17 protein-coding genes are annotated in these 17,654 nt (G+C 56.3%); 7 read left to right on the top strand and 10 right to left on the bottom strand.

Going from position 1 to position 17,654, the window contains the following annotated elements:
- Window positions 1-125 precede the first annotated feature (125 nt).
- From EDD77_RS15410 to EDD77_RS15365, 10 genes are all read right to left on the bottom strand, one after another.
- Complete coding sequence (locus EDD77_RS15410; RefSeq protein ID WP_058967092.1) at window positions 126-671, bottom strand: putative ABC transporter permease; 546 nt, start codon at window positions 669-671, stop codon at window positions 126-128.
- 119 nt (window positions 672-790) lie between these two features.
- Window positions 791-1,216, bottom strand: a complete 426-nt coding sequence (locus EDD77_RS15405) for an arsenate reductase ArsC (RefSeq protein WP_058967091.1) — start codon at window positions 1,214-1,216, stop codon at window positions 791-793.
- A 3-nt stretch (window positions 1,217-1,219) separates the two neighbouring features.
- Window positions 1,220-1,558, bottom strand: coding sequence for a thioredoxin family protein (locus EDD77_RS15400; protein WP_058967090.1), 339 nt, complete (start codon window positions 1,556-1,558; stop codon window positions 1,220-1,222).
- Between the two features lie 18 nt (window positions 1,559-1,576).
- Window positions 1,577-2,575, bottom strand: a complete 999-nt coding sequence (locus EDD77_RS15395; protein ID WP_058967089.1) for a permease — start codon at window positions 2,573-2,575, stop codon at window positions 1,577-1,579.
- Window positions 2,572-2,871 carry an ArsR/SmtB family transcription factor gene (locus EDD77_RS15390; protein ID WP_058967088.1) on the bottom strand — a complete coding sequence of 100 codons (300 nt, stop codon included), beginning with the start codon at window positions 2,869-2,871 and terminating at the stop codon, window positions 2,572-2,574. The genes EDD77_RS15395 and EDD77_RS15390 overlap by 4 nt, the downstream gene beginning before the upstream one ends.
- Before the next feature lie 519 nt (window positions 2,872-3,390).
- A complete protein-coding gene (gene lepA / locus EDD77_RS15385; RefSeq protein ID WP_058967087.1) occupies window positions 3,391-5,196 on the bottom strand; it encodes a translation elongation factor 4 in 1,806 nt (601 codons plus the stop codon).
- Between the two features lie 34 nt (window positions 5,197-5,230).
- Window positions 5,231-6,772, bottom strand: a complete 1,542-nt coding sequence (locus EDD77_RS15380; RefSeq protein ID WP_058967086.1) for a glycosyltransferase family protein — start codon at window positions 6,770-6,772, stop codon at window positions 5,231-5,233.
- Window positions 6,769-7,320: a cysteine hydrolase family protein gene (locus tag EDD77_RS15375; protein ID WP_058967085.1), complete on the bottom strand. Its 552-nt coding sequence runs from the start codon at window positions 7,318-7,320 to the stop codon at window positions 6,769-6,771. The genes EDD77_RS15380 and EDD77_RS15375 overlap by 4 nt, the downstream gene beginning before the upstream one ends.
- Before the next feature lie 56 nt (window positions 7,321-7,376).
- Window positions 7,377-8,555, bottom strand: coding sequence for an alanine racemase (gene alr / locus EDD77_RS15370; protein WP_132587436.1), 1,179 nt, complete (start codon window positions 8,553-8,555; stop codon window positions 7,377-7,379).
- Window positions 8,556-8,597: 42 nt separating this feature from the next.
- Window positions 8,598-9,326 carry a tRNA 2-thiocytidine biosynthesis TtcA family protein gene (locus EDD77_RS15365; protein ID WP_058967083.1) on the bottom strand — a complete coding sequence of 243 codons (729 nt, stop codon included), beginning with the start codon at window positions 9,324-9,326 and terminating at the stop codon, window positions 8,598-8,600.
- Window positions 9,327-9,491: 165 nt separating this feature from the next.
- Between EDD77_RS15365 and EDD77_RS15360 the strand changes: the two genes are divergently transcribed.
- From EDD77_RS15360 to EDD77_RS15335, 7 genes are all read left to right on the top strand, one after another.
- Complete coding sequence (locus EDD77_RS15360) at window positions 9,492-9,737, top strand: hypothetical protein (RefSeq protein WP_132587435.1); 246 nt, start codon at window positions 9,492-9,494, stop codon at window positions 9,735-9,737.
- Entirely contained in the window at window positions 9,718-10,146 is a 429-nt protein-coding gene (rplM, locus tag EDD77_RS15355) for a 50S ribosomal protein L13 (protein WP_058967082.1), read from the top strand. The genes EDD77_RS15360 and rplM overlap by 20 nt, the downstream gene beginning before the upstream one ends.
- Window positions 10,147-10,162: 16 nt before the next feature.
- Entirely contained in the window at window positions 10,163-10,561 is a 399-nt protein-coding gene (gene rpsI, locus EDD77_RS15350) for a 30S ribosomal protein S9 (RefSeq protein ID WP_058967081.1), read from the top strand.
- Between the two features lie 442 nt (window positions 10,562-11,003).
- Window positions 11,004-11,168 carry a hypothetical protein gene (locus EDD77_RS18170; RefSeq protein WP_172733333.1) on the top strand — a complete coding sequence of 55 codons (165 nt, stop codon included), beginning with the start codon at window positions 11,004-11,006 and terminating at the stop codon, window positions 11,166-11,168.
- Window positions 11,169-11,313: 145 nt separating this feature from the next.
- The gene (locus EDD77_RS15345) at window positions 11,314-12,162 is read left to right on the top strand and encodes a ParA family protein (protein ID WP_058967080.1); all 849 of its coding nucleotides are present in this window, start codon (window positions 11,314-11,316) and stop codon (window positions 12,160-12,162) included.
- Window positions 12,116-13,090, top strand: coding sequence for a ParB/RepB/Spo0J family partition protein (locus EDD77_RS15340; protein ID WP_058967079.1), 975 nt, complete (start codon window positions 12,116-12,118; stop codon window positions 13,088-13,090). Before EDD77_RS15345 ends, EDD77_RS15340 begins: the two co-directional genes overlap by 47 nt.
- Before the next feature lie 279 nt (window positions 13,091-13,369).
- Entirely contained in the window at window positions 13,370-17,599 is a 4,230-nt protein-coding gene (locus tag EDD77_RS15335) for a SpaA isopeptide-forming pilin-related protein (RefSeq protein WP_058967078.1), read from the top strand.
- Window positions 17,600-17,654 lie beyond the last annotated feature (55 nt).

The following is a 17,654-nucleotide window of genomic DNA, read 5'->3' as shown; positions in this document are numbered from 1 at the left end:
AGCATTTTTATCCCCCCACACTATTATACCGCTTTCTTTTCCTCAATACGAGAAAAAGGCCACCTTTCGGTGACCTTTTTCGACAGGCTGAAAGGGCCGCCCGAATGATCGGGCGGCCCTTTTCCTTATTTCAGAAAAAAGGTGTATATCGTGTCCAGCAGCATCAGGGCGGCAAGACTGCCGCTCACTGCGAAAAGTACGCGGTCCGGCATTTTGGCGCTCAGGCGGCGGAACAGAGGCTGGAGCAGATACAGAAAAAGCATGCCGCCAAGCCCGAACCGAATGCTGGGGTTCAGGGCGATACGCCCCTGGAAGTTAAAGGCGTAGCTGGTGTAGTCCCACAGCCAGCCGCCGGTGATAGCCTGCATGATGTAGCTGGCGATCAGCTCCAGTACGGTGGTCAGTACCACCACGCCGACGAACACCAGAGCAGGGGTCAGATTCACGCGGCCCAGACGAACCGGCCGCCGCTGCAGCGGCCCCAGACAGAAGATGAGCAACAAAGCGCCGGTGCCGTACACCACGCACCAGGGCCCCAGCAAAACACCCCGGTTGGAGAAGCCCCAGCGGTAAACCACCACTTCCAGAAAGACTTCATACAGCCATCCCAGTATAGAATAAAGAATAAAATACAAATAGTATTCCGCAAACCGGCGTTTTGGCTTCTCCATACCCTGCTCCTCCTGCCTGAATTCATATTCGCTGACTGGAAAAATCATACCATAAAGGGGCGAAAATTGGAAGATGCAGGGAAAAAGAAAGCTGCCCGGAATATGGGCAGCTGAGAAAATCAGGAAAAGAGACCGGGGATGGAACGATTCTGAATACGGCTGCGAAGCTCCAGAATCTTTTCTTCAATGGCCCGGATGGTTGCTTCAAACACTTCATCCGGCTGGCCGGTGGGATCTTCGAGCCCCCAGTCCTCCCGGTGGCGGCAGGGCAGAGTGGGGCAGCTCACATTGCAGCCCATGGTCACCACGATGTCCACCGGGGGCAGCTCGGCCAGCAGCTTGCTGCGCTGGGTCTCTTCCATGTCGATGCCATGGATCTGCTTCATCAGGCGCACGGCATCCTGATTGATGCGGGGCCTGGTTTCGGTGCCGGCGGAATAGCTCTCGAAGCTGTCGGCGGCAAGGGCTTTGCCCAGAGCTTCGGCAATCTGGCTGCGGCAGGAGTTATGCACGCAGACGAAGGCCACGCGAATCGTCTGCTTCATGGCTTATTCAATTCCTTTCCGGATCAGGTCCTTGACCTCATCCTTGCCGGGGACCCGGCCGTAGCACACCACTTTGCTGTTGACCACCAGAGCGGGGGTGGTCATTACACCGTAAGCGGCGATCTGGGAAAAATCGGTGATGTGATCCACCTCAGGGGTAAGGCCCAGCTCGATCATGGCAGCCTTGGCGGCTTCTTCCAGCTGGTTGCATTTGGCGCAGCCGCCGCCCAGTACCTTGACCATACGGCCGGTATCACCGCTCTCTGCGGGAGTGGAGCAGCCGCCGGAGCAGCTGCAAGCCGACTTCGGCGCTTCGGATTTCTTCTTGAAAAACAAACCCATTGTAATATCCTCCTTAAATTAAACGAAAAGGAATTGAATTGCGTTGAAAAAGTAGCCCACCAGAATGATTCCGGTGGTGCAGATGGCAACGAACAGAGCCAACAGGCGGGGCTTCACTGCCTTTCGCAGCATGATCATGGAAGGCAGCGAAAGGGTAGTTACCGCCATCATGAAGCTGAGAATGGTGCCCAGCTGCGCCCCTTTGAACAGAAGCGCTTCCGCCACCGGGATGGTGCCGAAAATATCCGCATACATGGGCACGCCCACCAGAACGGCAAGGATCACACCGAAGGGATTGCTACCGCCCAGAACGGTTTCTACCCAGGATTCGGGAATCCAGTTGTGGATGATTGCACCGATGCCCACACCCACCAGAATGTAGGGGAATACCTTTTTAAAGGTTCCGATCATCTGTTCTTTGGCATAGGTCAGTCGGTCTTTGCGGGTCAGGGTGGGGGACTGGATGTCCACGCTGCCTGCTTTGAGGATGAATTCCTCCACATGGCGTTCCATGTGCAATGCCTCGATCAGGCTGCCGCCCGCCACTGCAATGACCAGCCCAACGACCACATAGGTCACGGCGACCTTCGCACCGAAAATGCCGGTAAGCAAAATCAGGCTGCCCAGGTCAACCATAGGGGAGGAGATCAGAAAGGAGAAGGTGACGCCCAGCGGCAGGCCAGCGCTGGTGAACCCCATGAACAGGGGGATGGAGGAACAGGAGCAGAAGGGGGTAACAGTGCCCAGAAGAGCGGCGATACAGTTGGCCCCAAGAACGTGGAAGCGGCCGATGATCTTTTTGCTGCGCTCCGGGGGAAAATAGCTTTGGATGTAGGAAATGAGGAAGATCAGGGCGCACAGCAGGATGGTGATCTTGATCACGTCGTACAAAAAGAATTGCAGGCTGCCGCCCAGCCGGGAAGAGATGTCCAGACCGAGGGCACTGAGCAGGGAGCCAATGGCGCTGTTCAGCCATTTCATGCCCAGAATCTGATCCTGAAGAAAGGTCCATATCATTGACAGCAGCCCTCCATGGTTTCGGAATTTCGGCCCAGTTCGGTCAGAAAGGCCTGAAGAGCCTCAAAGGTTTCGCGGTTCAGCGAGTAATGGGACCATTTGCCCTCCTTGCGGGCGGTGACCAGCCCACATTCGCAGAGAATCTTCATGTGATGGGAAAGGGTGGGCTGGGTAAACTGGAACTGTTCCAGCAGCTTACAGCCGCATTTCTCACCATCGGAAAGCATTTGAACGATCTGAAGCCGGTTGGTATCGCCAAGGGCTTTGCAAAGCAGGGCAACATCGGCAGCGACCATGAAAATCACCTCACATAGAAATTTGTATATATGAGAGCATACTGGATACATAGATAAATGTCAATATGAGAATGGCGAAAAGAACGCCGAAAAACGAAAAAAGCCCGGCGGGCAGGAAAAAGACCTGCCCGCCGGGGGATTTTTGAGGGAATAGTGAAGAGTGAAAAGTGAAGAAGTAAGGTGTGCCGCAAGCGGCACGGATTTTAATTGACCAAGCGGAACGGTTTGCGTATCGCATTCCGGTACCCGGTCGAGTCCGCAAAAGGCAGTTGACGGTGTTTGCTGAGGAAAGCCCGGTGTGTATTGGCTTGTGGATTGCATCCCAATGGCCGGTCGAGTCCGCCAAAAAAGGCAGCTGGAGGTTTTCACTGAGGAAAGCCCGGTGTGTACCAGTTTGCGTATCGTGCCCTGATGCCCGGTCGAGTTCGCCAAAAAAGGAAGTTGGATGTTTTGGCTGAGAAAAGCCCGGTGCGGAACGGTTTGCGTATCGCATCCCGATGGCCGGTCGAGTCCGATAAATCAATCTTCGTCGAGTTTGAGAACGGCGGTGAAGGCTTCGCTGGGCAACTCCACGCTGCCGAGCTGACGCATCTTCTTTTTGCCTTCCTTTTGCTTTTCCAGCAGCTTTTTCTTACGGGTAATATCGCCGCCGTAGCACTTGGCCAGCACGTCCTTGCGCATGGCCTTCACAGTCTCGCGTGCAATGACTTTTCCGCCAATGGCTGCCTGAATGGGAATCTCGAACATCTGGCGGGGAATGTTTTCTTTGAGCCGCTCGGCCAGACGACGGCCCTTGGCATAGGCCTTGTCCGCATGTACGATCATGGACAGGGCGTCCACCATGTCACCGTTGAGCAGCATGTCCAGTTTCACCAGCTTGGACTCCTTAAAGCCCTTCATCTCGTAATCGTAGCTGGCATAACCGCGGCTGCGGCTCTTGATGGCGTCGAAGAAATCGTACACAATCTCGCCCAGAGGCAGCTCGTAGTGCAGATCCACGCGGGTGGCGTCCAGATACTTCATGTCGATCATGGTGCCGCGCCGATCCTGACACAGATCCATCAGGCTGCCCACATACTCGCTGGGGGTGTAGATGTGCGCGTCCACAACCGGCTCCTCCTGCTTGGCAATCCGGCCCGGATCCGGGTAATCGGAGGGGTTTTCAATCACCTTCACCTCGCCGTCGGTCATGGTGATGCGGTATTCTACGCTGGGCGCGGTGGTAATCAGATCCAGATCGAACTCCCGCTCCAGACGCTGGGTGATGATGTCCAGATGAAGAAGGCCCAGGAAACCGCAGCGGAAACCAAAGCCCAGCGCCACACTGGTCTCGGGCTCAAAGCTCAGGGAAGCATCGTTCAGCTGCAGCTTTTCCAGCGCGTCCTTCAGATCGGGATACTGGGAGCCATCCACCGGATAGATGCCGCAGAATACCATGGGGGTGACCTTGCGGTAGCCGGGCAGGGGTTCGGGCGTCGGGTTGGATACCAGGGTCACGGTATCGCCCACACGGGTATCCTGCACGGTTTTGATGCTGGCAGTCAGATAACCTACCTCGCCTGCCTGCAGCTTGTCGCAGGGGGTCAGGCTGGTGGCACCCATCCGGCCCACCTCCACCAGAGTGAACTCCGCACCGGTGGCCATCATGCGCACGGTGTCGCCCGCCTTCACGGTACCGTCGAACACACGGATGTATACGATAACACCCTTGTAGCTGTCGTAAACGCTGTCGAAGATCAGGGCTTTCAGCGGGGCGTTCTCGTCACCCTTGGGGGCGGGAATGTCCTGAATCACCTGCTCCAGCGTATCCTCAATGCCGATCCCCATCTTGGCCGATACACGGGGCGCATCCAGGCAGGGCAGGCCAATCACATCCTCCACTTCCTGAGCCACCCGATCCGGTTCGGCGCTGGGCAGGTCGATCTTGTTCAGAATCGGCACCAGCTCCAGATCGTGCTCCAGCGCCATGTAGGTGTTGGCCAGCGTCTGAGCCTCCACGCCCTGGCTGGAGTCCACCACCAGAATTGCGCCCTCGCAGGCGGCCAGGCTGCGGCTTACCTCATAGCCGAAGTCCACATGACCCGGGGTGTCGATCAGGTTGAATTCATAATCCTTGCCGTCGCGGGCCTTGTAATTCAGGGTTACAGCGCGGGCCTTAATGGTAATACCGCGCTCCCGCTCCAGATCCATGTTGTCCAGCAGCTGATCTTCCATCTGGCGCTCGTCCACGCTGTGGGTCTTTTCCAGAATGCGGTCGGCCAGGGTGCTCTTGCCATGATCGATGTGGGCAATGATGCAGAAATTACGGATATTATCTCTTGCCAAAAATATTTCCTCCTATAAATTTAAACTTTATATGTTATGCGCTCTGGATTTCGCTGTGAGGCGCAGCCAGAAGGGAAGCTCCAAACAGCAAAAGGCAGCAGGAATAACAAAACGGATAGCGCGCATTCGCTTCCCAAAGGGTAAGAAACGAAAGGTTCCCCAAAAGGCAGATCGCGCAGAGAAACAGTCCGGATTCCCCCGGCTGGCGGCGATTTCGAATCCCGCGTATCGCGGCAATGAATGCTCCGGCCCACAGCATCCAGTAGAATGCCTGGCCAAAATCGGCGGTCACATCGGAATGGGTACCGTCCACGCTGAGCCATTCATGCAGCCAGGTACGCTGCACCGGCGCAAGGTTCACAGTTTGCGGGGCGGTGTACAGTCCGTCGCCCCAGTCGGTTTCTGCTTTGGTGAAAAACAGCCAGGCAAGGCTTTGCGGGCTGCTAAGCAGGTGCTTCAGATTGGTTTGGATACGAGCAAGATTTGCGGCTTTCTTTTCCTCAATGGTGGAAAAACGACCGGTGTAAGCATAGCTGTCGTTGCTGAAGGCGCCATCATTTTCCAGTCCCATCATGATCCAGTGGGTAATGGGGGTGTGCATGGATTCATACAGCGAAAGATCCAGCAGCCCGCAGTTCCACTTATAGGCGTTAAACCCGAAAACCACTGCCACACTGCCCATACAAAACAGCAGCACAGTGGCAAGTGCACTCCGCCAGCAGCGGCGCAGAGCAGCCCAGAAGCCCGGGCGCAAGGCCAGATACACCACAAAGGCAGGATAAAGCAGAAGGGCGTTTCCCTTCATCAAAAAGGCTGTTCCCACAAGGAAACCAAGCCCGATGCAGCTCAGCAGGCGGGTGCGCAGCGACAGGCGGTTCCAGCGGCCTTCCAGCGCCAGAAATCCCCACAGGCTGCCCGCCACAAGAGGGGCGGCCATGGTGTCGGTATACACAAAGGAAGTGAAGGCGTAATAGGGTAAAAACAGAAGACAGAGGATCAACGCAGCTGCCTTGCCCCGGCGGCCCCATAAATGCCCCGCTGTACCGCATACGCAAACCGCCGCCACAAACAGGAACAGGGTATTCAGTCCCATGGCCCAGGCGGGGCCGGTGGAGCCGGTAAGCAGATAGACCGGCCGGTACATCCAGTACAGTACAAACATGCAGAGTACGTTGGTGTCCACACTGGCAAAATAGTCGTTGTACAAAGCAGGTACGGTGCCCTGCGCCAGCTCGGTGGCCGTGCGCAGCACTGCTTCGGTATCAAACGGAGAGGTGGTCAGATCCTGCAAAAGCAGAAATCCGCTGCCCAGCTGCAATGCAAACAGAAGCACCAGCCCGCCGCCGAACACCGCTCGCCAGCGGCCGGGGGTGAGCCTGTCCACCAGTGGCAAAAAGCGCCGCAGCAGAAAAACACCCGCCGCCAGCAAAGCGCAGAAGAGCAGCTTCCGCGACCCGAGGCTCCAGTGGCCGCGCAGTGCAATCACAAGAAAAATACATCCGAACGAACCGAGAAGCAGCAGCCAGACAGCCCGTCGAAGCCAGACCTGCAGGCCGCCCTGATTCAGGGCGCTCACCGGTTACCCTCCACGATGCGATACCCCATGCCCTTCAAAAGGTGAAGAGCGTTCTCATGGTCGGCGGGATCCCCAGCGGCACACAGGTCCGCCCGTACGGACACATCCGCGTTCAGAAAAGCCGAGTGCAGCACAATGGCGTTGCTCACCACGCAGATGTTGGTGACCACGCCGCAAACCTCGATCTCCTCCGGCTCGCCGCCGCACAGCGCCCGTACAGCAGCAGGCAGGCCCTCGGCGCCGAAGGTGGGCTTGTCCAGAAATGCCACGTTTGCCAGCGGGGTGCGCTCGTATTCCGCCAGCTGGCCGTAAAGATGCCAGCCCTCGCTGTTTTTCAGGCAATGGGGCAGGGGAAGAAAACGACCCTCCCGGCTGGTCAGATAGTCCGCTCCGTGCGTATCGCGGGTAAACAGCACCTTCCAGCCCTCGTCCAGAGCCTGTTTTACCCGGATTGCCAGAGGAGTCTCCAGCGTGCGAGCGGCTTCAAAGCCCAGTGCGCCGGAAACAAAATCCACCTGATAGTCTACAACACACAAAAGTCTGCTCATAACAGACACGTCCTTTCGTTTTCAGGCAATGCCGTATAATTTCCGACGTGTTGCCTTCACATCTGTTTCAGATAATCCGCAACGGCCACACAGCGGTCCTCACGCAGATACACACGGGGAACACGCAGCGCCAGACCGCACATGATTTCGTAGGGAATGCTGCCGACCTTATTGGCCACGTCGTTCAGGCTGTCCGCACCCGGGCCGCCAAATACAACGGCCTCGTCGCCTTCCTTCACATCATCCAGACCGGTCACATCCACCATCATCTGATCCATGCACACCCGGCCCAGTACCGGTGCAGAATGCCCGCCAATGGAGCAGACACCCTTGCCGGAAAGCAGGCGGGGGTAGCCGTCCGCGTAGCCAACGCACAGGGTTGCCACCTTGCGGGGAGAATCGGCGGTGAATTGCAGCCCGTAGCTGAGTGCCTGACCGGGCAGCAATTCCTTCACCTGGCTGACCACGGTTTTTAAGGTCAGCACCGGGCGCAGCCCGTCCAGATGGACCTCGTCGCTGGGATCGCAGCCGTAAAGCACAATGCCGGGCCGTACCATGTCCATGCCCCATTCCGGGTGCTCCACCAGAGCGGCGGAGTTGCAGCAATGTACAGTGCGCAGCTGGTGGCCACGGGCCTCCACTTCGGTTTTTACCTGTACAAACAGATCGTGCTGACGGCCGGTGTATTCCACATCCTCCACGGCATGACTGTCGGCTACCGCGAAATGCTGGAACATACCGGTAATTTCCAGCCCATCCAGAGCGAAGCAGGCTTCCAGCTGTTCCAGACAGGCGGGGATGTCGTCCTCACAGCGGGCGATGAAGCCCAGACGCCCCATGCCGGTATCAATTTTCAAATGGCAGCGCACCCGGCAGTTTGCCTCCAGCGCTGCATCGCTCAAAGCCCGGGCATATTCCGGGCTGAATACCGCCTGAGTCAGCCGATGGCAGGCCAGGGTGGCCGCACAGGCCGGGTCGGTGTGACCCAGGATCAAAATCTCGCCGGTCACGCCGCCGCTGCGCAGATGCAGCGCCTCCGCCAGGCAGCTTACCGCGAACCACTTCGCGCCCGCGTCCGCCAGGGTACGGCATACGATGCCATCGCCATGGCCGTAAGCTCCGGCTTTGACCACGGCGCACACGGCGGCAGATCCGGCGTGCTGTTGCAGCAGCCGGAAATTATGGGCCAGTGCGTCCAGATCCACCTCGGCCCAGCAATGTTTTTCAAAATTCAAACCAAAACACCTCGATGTTATCGTGTTGAAAAAGGGATGCTGTCAGCCCTTCGCCACAGGGGCCCAGCCGTCCAGGTCCGCGCCCTGCATGGCTCCCAGCATTTTCTGGCGGAAGGCCCTGTCCTTGCGGCACATATCAGCCACATATTCCTTCATCTCCTGGCGGCGGGTGGCGCCGTCTGCCGGGCAGGCGCTCTTTACCACCGGCAGGCTCTCGTGCTTCACTGCGCGGCGAACGTCGCTTTCGGTGGCAAGAATCATGGGCCGAATCATGGTCAGATCCTTGCGGGAAAGATAAGTCACCGGGGAGAAGCAGCTCAGCCGCCCCTCGCCCCAGAGGTTCATGTAAAAGGTCTCAATGGCATCGTCCAGATGATGGCCCAGCGCAACCTTGTTGCAGCCCAGCTCCTTGGCGGTGTCGTGCAGAAGGCCCCGGCGCATCTTGGCGCAGAGGGCGCAGGGATTGGGTTCCTTGCGCACGTCGAATACCACCGCTCCAATGTTGGACCGGCGGATTTCAAAGGGCACCTCCAGCTTTGCGAAAAGTTCCTCCAGTGGGGCGTAATCGGTGGCCTTGCCGCCAAACTGGGGGTCCAGGCTTACCGCAACCACCTCAAAGGGGATGTTCAGATAGCGGCGCAGATGGGCGAGACCTACGGTCAACGCCACACTGTCCTTTCCGCCGGAAACGCCCACACAGATCCGGTCGCCGGGTTCGATCATTTTATATTCTTGAATGGCTTTGCGCATCAGGCCTTCCAGCCGCTGCATGGCAGTACCACCTTTCGCTACTTATATATAGTAATATAAAGCTGTGTATGCACAGTTGCTTATATTATATCATATTTACGCCATTTTGTACGCAGTATCCGCCTGATTTGCAAGACAAGCGTTTCGGGTGATTTTTCGTTGGTAATATACAGGGTGCACAAACACATGAGAAACTTTTTGAAAAAATCGAAAGCGAGAAAACAAGAGAAAACAAGAGTAAGAGAGAGAATAAAAGAGTTTGGCCAGATTAAATTAAAAATATCGAAAAAAGTGCTTGACGCGGCGGGCAAAGTAGGCTATAATCACTCTTGCGTCAAAGTGCGCTTTCAATGGAATGTTTCCCGCGCCCACCGGCGCGACTGTTCAAAACAAATTCAGGAGGAAAATCGACATGAGCACTACTCTCGCTAAACCCGCCCAGATCGAGCGCAAGTGGTATGTGATCGACGCCGCGGGCAAGCCCCTCGGCCGCGTTGCTGCCCAGGCTGCTGTTCTGCTGCGTGGCAAGAACAAGGTTACCTTTACCCCCAACGTGGACTGCGGTGATCACGTGATCGTGATCAACTGCGATCAGGCTGTTCTGACCGGCAAGAAGCTGGAGAAGAAGTACTACCGTACTCACTCCGGCTGGATCGGCGGCCTGAAGGAGATCCAGTACAAGACCCTGATGGCGGAGAATTCCGACAAGGCTATGTACGTTGCCATTAAGGGCATGATCCCCTCCAACACCCTGGGCGCCAAGGCCATGACCCGTCTGCGCTGCTACAAGGGCGCTCAGCACGAGCAGGCTGCCCAGAAGCCCGAAGTTTACGAGTTTTAATAGGAGGCAATAGAGTATGTACGAGACTAAACCTTACTTCTACGGCACCGGTCGTCGTAAGAATTCCGTTGCCCGTGTTCGCGTTTACAACGGTACCGGCAAGATCACCATCAACGGCCGCGATATCGATGATTACTTCGGCCTGGAGACCCTGAAGCTGATCGTTCGTCAGCCCCTGGCTGTGGCCGAGGTTGAGGGCAAGTTCGACCTGGTTGTCCGCGTTGGCGGCGGCGGTGTTTCCGGTCAGGCTGGCGCTATCCGTCACGGCCTGGCTCGCGCCCTGCTGCAGTACGACGAGAACCTGCGCCCTGCTCTGAAGAAGGCTGGCTTCCTGACCCGCGATCCTCGCATGAAGGAACGCAAGAAATACGGTCTCAAAGCCGCTCGTCGCGCGCCTCAGTTCAGCAAGAGATAACAGGCCCGACAAACCAATTCAAAAATGCTCAAAAAGCCCGGAACCATGCGGTTTTCCGGGCTTTTTCCTTTCCAAAAAGTCTGTTGTCCTTTGTCCGATTTTGGAAGGATTTGACCTTGCCTGACCCGGTTTTTCTTGATTAATAATGGGGCAACAGGCCCTTTTTGACCCCGTTATGATTAAAAAATGGGGCAACTGCGAGCCAAAATCGGGGTGTTTTAGAGGTCATTTTCCCCTTCATTTTTTCGATCCCATGACGGCCTGTGTGAGAGGTTTTTCTTTTGAAGGGGATGTCCTGATTTGTCAGGATTTGACCAAACCGAATCCAGTTTATCTTGTCCTTCTGAGTTGCCGCTGCTGTGTTTCAAGTGGATGAACTCTCGCACATTTGCGGCGTAGCGTTCCTTCCATATATACTGAAAGCGTAAAGGAGGAACGCCCTATGAAAAAACGGAAATTTAAGATAACCCTCACCCCCGCCGAGAACAGCATTGTGATCCAGAGCCTCAACCACCTGCGCAATACCATGCTCCGTGAAAACCGGGACACCGGCTGCCTGGATGAACTTCTGCTCAAAGCCATGTGCGCCCCGGTGAAGAAGATGTAAAATTACATATCGCTGCTTGATGAGCCGCTTATTCTTTTCAGCAAGAGTAAGCGGCTTTTTTCATGCCCATCTTTCAGATTTCCCCATACATAGCCGTCCGTCTTGCCAACGGGCGGCTAAATCTATGAAGAAGGAGGACATGAAAATGCCGGAACAAAGAAGCCGCCCCAGGGATGGCCGCGTGATCGCGCTGGCCAACCAGAAAGGCGGCACAGGCAAAACCACCACGACGGTGAACCTGGGCATTGGTTTGGCCCGTCTGGGGAAAAAGGTGCTGCTCATTGACGCAGACCCCCAGGGCGACCTCACCACCTGCCTGGGCTGGCAAAACCAGGACAGCCTGCCCACCACCCTGGCCACCGTCATGGAAAAAGTAATCCGGGATGAGCCATTCACCACGGATGAGGGCATTTTGCACCACAGCGAGGGCGTAGACCTTATGCCCGCAAACATTGAGCTGTCCGCGCTGGAAATGAGCCTGGTTAACGCCATGAGCCGGGAGTTTACTCTGCGGACCTATGTCAATGAAGCCAAGAAGCACTATGACGTGGTTCTCATTGACTGTATGCCGTCCCTGGGCATGATTACGATCAACGCCCTGGCTGCGGCAGACAGCGTGATTATCCCGGTGCAGGCCCACTATCTCCCAGCCAAGGGCATGACCCAGCTTATGAAAACCATCAATAAGGTGAAGCGGCAGATCAACCCGGCCCTGAAGGTGGACGGGGTGCTGCTCACGCTGGTGGATGGGCGCACAAACCTTGCCAGACAGACAGCGGATACCCTGCGGCAGAGTTACGGGAGCGTGTTGAAAATCTATCGTTCCGAGATTCCCGTAGCCATCAAAGCCGCAGAAATCAGCGCCGCAGGCAAGAGTATTTACGCCTACGACAAGGGGAGCAAGGTGGCCCAGGCTTACGCGGATTTTTCAAAGGAGGTGCTGGCGGATGGCGAAAAGCAGCGGGCTAAACTTCAATCTTCCCTCAGTCGATGACCTGTTTTCCACAGAGGAAGAACGAGCCGAGGCACGGCTTGAAAAAGTTGTCAATCTTTCGCCTGCGGAGATCAGCGACTTTCCGAATCACCCCTTTAAGGTCCGTATGGATGAAGCCATGCGGGAAATGACGGAAAGCGTGAAGCAGTACGGTGTATTGGTCCCTGCCCTGGTGCGCCCAAAACCGGAGGGCGGCTATGAGATGGTGGCCGGACACCGCAGGAAAAAGGCGGCGGATTTGGCGGGGCTTGCGGAAATCCCCTGTATTGTGCGGCAGCTCACCGATGATGAAGCCACGATTATCATGGTGGACTCCAACTTGCAGCGTGAGCAGATTCTGCCCTCGGAGAAGGCGTTTGCCTACAAGATGAAGCTGGACGCTATGAAAAGGCAGCAAGGCGAACGTACAGATTTAACTTGTGCAACACCGTTGCACAAGTTGGATAGTAAGAGATCCCGTCAGATACTTGCGGAACAGTCTGGCGAGAGCCATGAGCAAATACGCAAATATATCCGCCTTACCCACCTTATCCCGGAAATTCTGGAGCTGGTAGATAATTCAGTCCTGAAAGACCAGGAAATGCTTCAGATTGCCCTACGCCCTGCGGTGGAGCTGTCTTACCTGCGAAAAGAAGAACAGGCCGACTTGTTCGCCATCATGGACGAGATGGACTGCACCCCATCCCACGCCCAGGCCATCAAAATGCGCCAGATGTCCGAAGCCAAGAGTGGAGGGGAACGGCTGGCCAAAGACGCCCTCGTTTCCATTATGAAGGAGGAAAAGCCCAACCAGGTGGAGCAATTCAAAATACCCAAAAATAGAATCGCCAAGTTTTTCCCAGCGGGGACGCCCGCGCAGAAGATCGAGGACACCATTGTCAAGGCGCTGGAACTCTACCGCAAGCGCCAACGCAGTTTAGAGAGATAACCTTACTGCCAAGGGAGCAGTGCGCCCATTTGCAGGGAACCGGTGTTTTCGCTGTTCCCCCTCTCCACACCTCACCCCTTCGTACAACCTAAACAGCCTAAAAAAGAAGATATTTGGGGAGGCTGGTTCTTTCAAGAATCCACAGGGTTATGGATAGAACGGATGAGGTGGAGAACGATTGGCGCGCCTCTCTTTTTTAGAACGTAAACAGAATCCAGCCGCAAGCAGCACATCCAGAGCGATGTGCTTTTTTTGCGGCCATTTCAAGGAGGTAACACGATGAAAGCATTGAGAAAGCCTCTGTCCCTGCTCATGGCCATGCTCATGTGCCTGGGTGTGTTCGTAGGGACAGGAACCACGGCTTTTGCCGCAGGCGAAACCATGACAACGTATATGATCGACCTGCCCCGTGCCAGCGACCCCAACAAGGCCGGATGGGGCCATCCCGCCCTGAATTTCCTGGGCGGCTGGTCCACCGGAGAGAACGACAGCTTTTCCGTCCACACCCAGGACGCCTTCAATGGCAGGGCCATCTACTGCATTGAGCCGGGTGTGGGTGTGAATACCGGCGACCAGTACACGGGCCGGGGCGAAGATTTCTGGGACAACTACCCGTCCAACCTAAACCCCACCATCCCCCCGAATACCGTCAAGGAATATATCGGGCGGATTATGACCTATGGCTGGCAGGGTAACGCCAGCACCTCATGGATGAGCGGAAACCCGGAGGACGCCAGCAAGATCGCGGGATATATCGCTACCCAGCTTCTTGTTTGGGAAACGGTTGTGGGTGAGCGCGACAGCCAGTTTAACCATGTGGACGCCCGCGCCCAGGGCAAAAACAACATGACGGAATATATCAGCGCTGACCATCCGCTGTATAGCCAGATTTTCAGCCAGTATTCCGCCATTGAGAGCGCGGTGAAGCGCCACACCATGCTGCCCAGCTTTTTCAGCAGTACCGCCGACGCCGGTGCCTATGAGCTGAAATGGGATGGCCAGCAGTATTCCCTCACTCTTACGGACACCAATGGTGTGCTGGGTGACTACACTTTCTCCAGCAGCACCACCGGCCTGAATTTCTCTGTGGACGGAAACCAGCTCACCATCACTTCCGCCCAGGCCATCAAAGGCTCTGTGACCATCAAGGCGGAAAAAATCTCTGCCCAGCGCAGCGGCGTTGTGGTTTGGACAGATGGGATTATCGGCGGAGGCAAGCAGGACTTTGCCACCTACGGGGAAACCGTGTCCGATTATATGGTGGGCTATCTGAATCTGGAAGTGAAAACCGGCAACATGAAGCTGATTAAGACTTCCGAGGACGGTCAGGTAGCCGGGATCAACTTCACTATCACCGGCGAGGGGTACAGCGCCACCAAGACCACCAATGAGGCGGGCGAGATCGACATCACCGACCTCAACCCTGGCGTTTATACCGTAACCGAGCAGTCGATTGATAAGTATGAACCCCAGGAAACCCAGCGCGTGACCATCGTCAGCGGCCAGACCGCCACCGTAACTTTCAATAACAAGCTGAAGCGCGGCAGCCTGGAAGTGACGAAAACCAGCGAGGACGGGCTGGTGGAGGGCATGACCTTCCATCTGTCCGGCACATCCCTCTCCGGGCAGCCGGTGGACGAATATGCTGTGACGGATTCCAGCGGTGTGGCGCGCTTTGAAAACGTGCTCATCGGCACGGGCTATGTACTGGAGGAGGTGGATACCCCTATCCGTTATGTGGTGCCGGATTCCCAGACAGCCACCATCGAGTGGAATGAAGTGACCCACAAGAGCGTGAACAACGTGCTGAAAAAGTTCCGTGTCACCGTCACCAAGAGCGACGTGGAAACAGGCGCGCCCCAGGGCGATGGTTCCCTGGCCGGCGCTGTGTATGGGCTGTATAAGGGAGACACCCTCATCGACAGCTTCACCACGGACGAAAACGGCCAGTTCACCACCGGTTATTACGTCTGTGATTCGGACTGGACAATCCGTGAAATCGGCCCCAGCGAGGGCTACCTGCTGGATTCCACCATCCACAAGGTAGGCGCGGAGCCGGAGCTTTATACCATTGAGCTGAACGATACAGCCAACGATGTGACGGAGCAAGTCATCAAGGGCGACATTGCCATCATCAAGCACACCGATGATGGGGAAACCCAGATCGAAACTCCGGAATCCGGCGCAGAGTTCCAGGTATTCTTGAAATCAGCCGGCAGCTATGAAAATGCCAAGGAATCCGAGCGCGATGTTCTCGTCTGCGATGAGAACGGCTTTGCACAGTCGAAGAAGCTGCCCTACGGCACTTATATCGTCCGCCAGACCAAGGGCTGGGAAGGCCGTGAGCTGATGGACGATTTTGAAGTGTATATCGCTCAGGACGGGCAGACCTACCGCTACCTTATCAACAACGCCAATTTTGAGAGCTTCATCAAGGTGGTCAAGGTGGACGCAGAAACCGGCGTCACCATTCCCTATGCGGGAGCCGGGTTCCAGATTTACCGTCCCGATGGCAGCAAGGTGGAAATGACCTTCACTTACCCGACGCCGACTACGATTGATACGTTCTACACCAATTCCGAGGGCTATCTGGTAACGCCTGAAAAGCTGGAATACGGCACGGGATATTCCCTGGTTGAAGTACAGGCCCCCTATGGCTATGTATTGGACAGCACCCCGGTTTACTTTGATGTGACCGAGGATCATTCCAGCGAGGAAGGCGGCGTGACGGTGATCGAAGTCACCAAGCCCAACATGGCCCAGAAAGGAATCATCAAAGTCAGCAAGACCGGCGAGGTGTTCTCCTCTGTGGCAGAAAGCGAAGGCGTTTACCAGCCGGTGTATGAGGTGCAGGGCCTGCCCGGTGCGGTGTTTGAAATCACCGCCCTGGAGGACGTCTACACCCTGGACGGCACCCTGCGCTATTCTGCGGGCGAGGTAGTGGACACCATCACCACCGGCGAGGACGGGACGGCCCAGAGCCAGCCCCTCTACCTGGGCAAGTTCCAGGTGAAGGAAATCCAGTTCCCTCACGGCATGGTGGATACCGGCGAGAACGTCACCAACGTGGAGCTGGTGTACGCAGGCCAGGAGGTGGAAGTCACCGAAACCTCTGCCAGCTTCTACAACCAGCGCCAGAAAGCTCTTGTGACGCTTGACAAGGTGCTGGAGCAGGATGAAATCTTTGGCATTGGCATGAATGGCGAGATCTCCGCCGTAACTTTTGGCCTCTATGCCCAGGAGGACATCACCGCAGCAGACGGTTCCGTGATCCCGGCAGACGGGCTTCTGGAGATCGTTTCTGTGAATGAGAACGGCCAGGCCGTTTGCAGCACCGACCTGCCTTTCGGCAGCTTCTACCTTAAGGAGCTGTCCACCGACAGCCATTATCTACTGAACGGCGAAACCTTCCCGTTTACCTTTGAGTACGGCGGGCCTTCTGTTGCCGTGGTAGAGATTTCTGCCAATGATGGCGAGGCTGTCACCAACGAGCTGATCCGCGGCGAAATCAAGGGACTCAAAACCGATGAGAACGGCACGGGCCTGGGCGGAGCTGTAATCGGCCTGTTTAAGTCCGATGAAACCGAGTTTACCGCCGAAAACGCCCTTGCCACCGCCACTTCAGCGGAGGACGGCAGCTTCTCCTTCGCAGGCGTCCCCTACGGGAATTGGGTGCTGAAAGAGCTGGAAAGCCCGGAAGGGTTCATCCTCTCCGATGAAGTGATCCCCGTTACTGTGGATGAAGATGGACAGGTTGTGGAAATCTCTCTCGCCAATGAGCGGGTTTACGGCGACCTGCGCCTTACCAAAGTGGATAAGGATTACCCGGACAACAAGCTGACTGGTGCCGAGTTTGAGGTATATCGTGATACCAACGGCAACAAGGAGCTGGACGAGGGCGACGAGCTGCTGGGCAAGCTGGAGGAAACCAGCACTGGCATTTACGAGATGTCCCACATCCTCTACGGCGGCGTGTTCGTAAGGGAAACCAAAGCGCCGGAGGGCTTCCTGCTGGATGAAAACGCCTACTATGTGGAGATCACCGAGAACGGCAAAATCTACGAGGTAGAGAACGAGGCCGGGGTTGGCTTCACCAACATGGCCCAGACTGGCTCCCTGCGGATTGAAAAAACGTCCAGCGACGGCAAGGTGGAGGGCTTCTCCTTCCGCGTGACCGGGGCCAACGGCTACGACCAGACCTTCAAAACGGATAAAAACGGCGAAATCTTCATCGAGGGCCTGCGCGTAGGCGATTACACCGTGTCCGAGGTATCGGATGGGGCCAGCGCCAACTATGTGCTGCCTGCGGATAAAAAGGTGACGATTCTGGCGGATAAGACCACTGTGGCGCAAATGCACAATGAGCTGCGCGATACCCCGAAAACCGGCGATGACAGCAAGCCCTGGCTGTGGGCGGCCCTGATGGGTGTATCCGCTATGGGCGCTGCCGCCCTGGGCGTTGCGGCTTATGTGGGCAAGCGCAAGAAAGGCAATAATACCGCAAAATAACGGCGGTTTGAATCTGTGTAAGGAGGAATGATTTTATGGAACTGAAAGCGATCAT

The organism is Allofournierella massiliensis (genome assembly GCF_004345265.1).
Lineage (GTDB): Bacteria > Bacillota > Clostridia > Oscillospirales > Ruminococcaceae > Allofournierella > Allofournierella massiliensis.
The sequence above is the reverse complement of the archived record's forward strand: the minus strand, read 5'-3'. Positions and strand labels throughout refer to the sequence as shown.

What these genes read in the sequence shown, in the direction of transcription:
- EDD77_RS15410 (WP_058967092.1), bottom strand. Translation starts at nt 671, where the DNA reads ATGGAGAAGCCAAAACGCCGGTTTGCGGAATACTATTTGTATTTTATT.
- EDD77_RS15405 (WP_058967091.1), bottom strand. Translation starts at nt 1,216, where the DNA reads ATGAAGCAGACGATTCGCGTGGCCTTCGTCTGCGTGCATAACTCCTGC.
- EDD77_RS15400 (WP_058967090.1), bottom strand. Translation starts at nt 1,558, where the DNA reads ATGGGTTTGTTTTTCAAGAAGAAATCCGAAGCGCCGAAGTCGGCTTGC.
- EDD77_RS15395 (WP_058967089.1), bottom strand. Translation starts at nt 2,575, where the DNA reads ATGATATGGACCTTTCTTCAGGATCAGATTCTGGGCATGAAATGGCTG.
- EDD77_RS15390 (WP_058967088.1), bottom strand. Translation starts at nt 2,871, where the DNA reads ATGGTCGCTGCCGATGTTGCCCTGCTTTGCAAAGCCCTTGGCGATACC.
- EDD77_RS15375 (WP_058967085.1), bottom strand. Translation starts at nt 7,320, where the DNA reads ATGAGCAGACTTTTGTGTGTTGTAGACTATCAGGTGGATTTTGTTTCC.
- EDD77_RS15365 (WP_058967083.1), bottom strand. Translation starts at nt 9,326, where the DNA reads ATGCAGCGGCTGGAAGGCCTGATGCGCAAAGCCATTCAAGAATATAAA.
- EDD77_RS15360 (WP_132587435.1), top strand. Translation starts at nt 9,492, where the DNA reads ATGAGAAACTTTTTGAAAAAATCGAAAGCGAGAAAACAAGAGAAAACA.
- rplM (WP_058967082.1), top strand. Translation starts at nt 9,718, where the DNA reads ATGAGCACTACTCTCGCTAAACCCGCCCAGATCGAGCGCAAGTGGTAT.
- rpsI (WP_058967081.1), top strand. Translation starts at nt 10,163, where the DNA reads ATGTACGAGACTAAACCTTACTTCTACGGCACCGGTCGTCGTAAGAAT.
- EDD77_RS18170 (WP_172733333.1), top strand. Translation starts at nt 11,004, where the DNA reads ATGAAAAAACGGAAATTTAAGATAACCCTCACCCCCGCCGAGAACAGC.
- EDD77_RS15345 (WP_058967080.1), top strand. Translation starts at nt 11,314, where the DNA reads ATGCCGGAACAAAGAAGCCGCCCCAGGGATGGCCGCGTGATCGCGCTG.
- EDD77_RS15340 (WP_058967079.1), top strand. Translation starts at nt 12,116, where the DNA reads ATGGCGAAAAGCAGCGGGCTAAACTTCAATCTTCCCTCAGTCGATGAC.
- EDD77_RS15335 (WP_058967078.1), top strand. Translation starts at nt 13,370, where the DNA reads ATGAAAGCATTGAGAAAGCCTCTGTCCCTGCTCATGGCCATGCTCATG.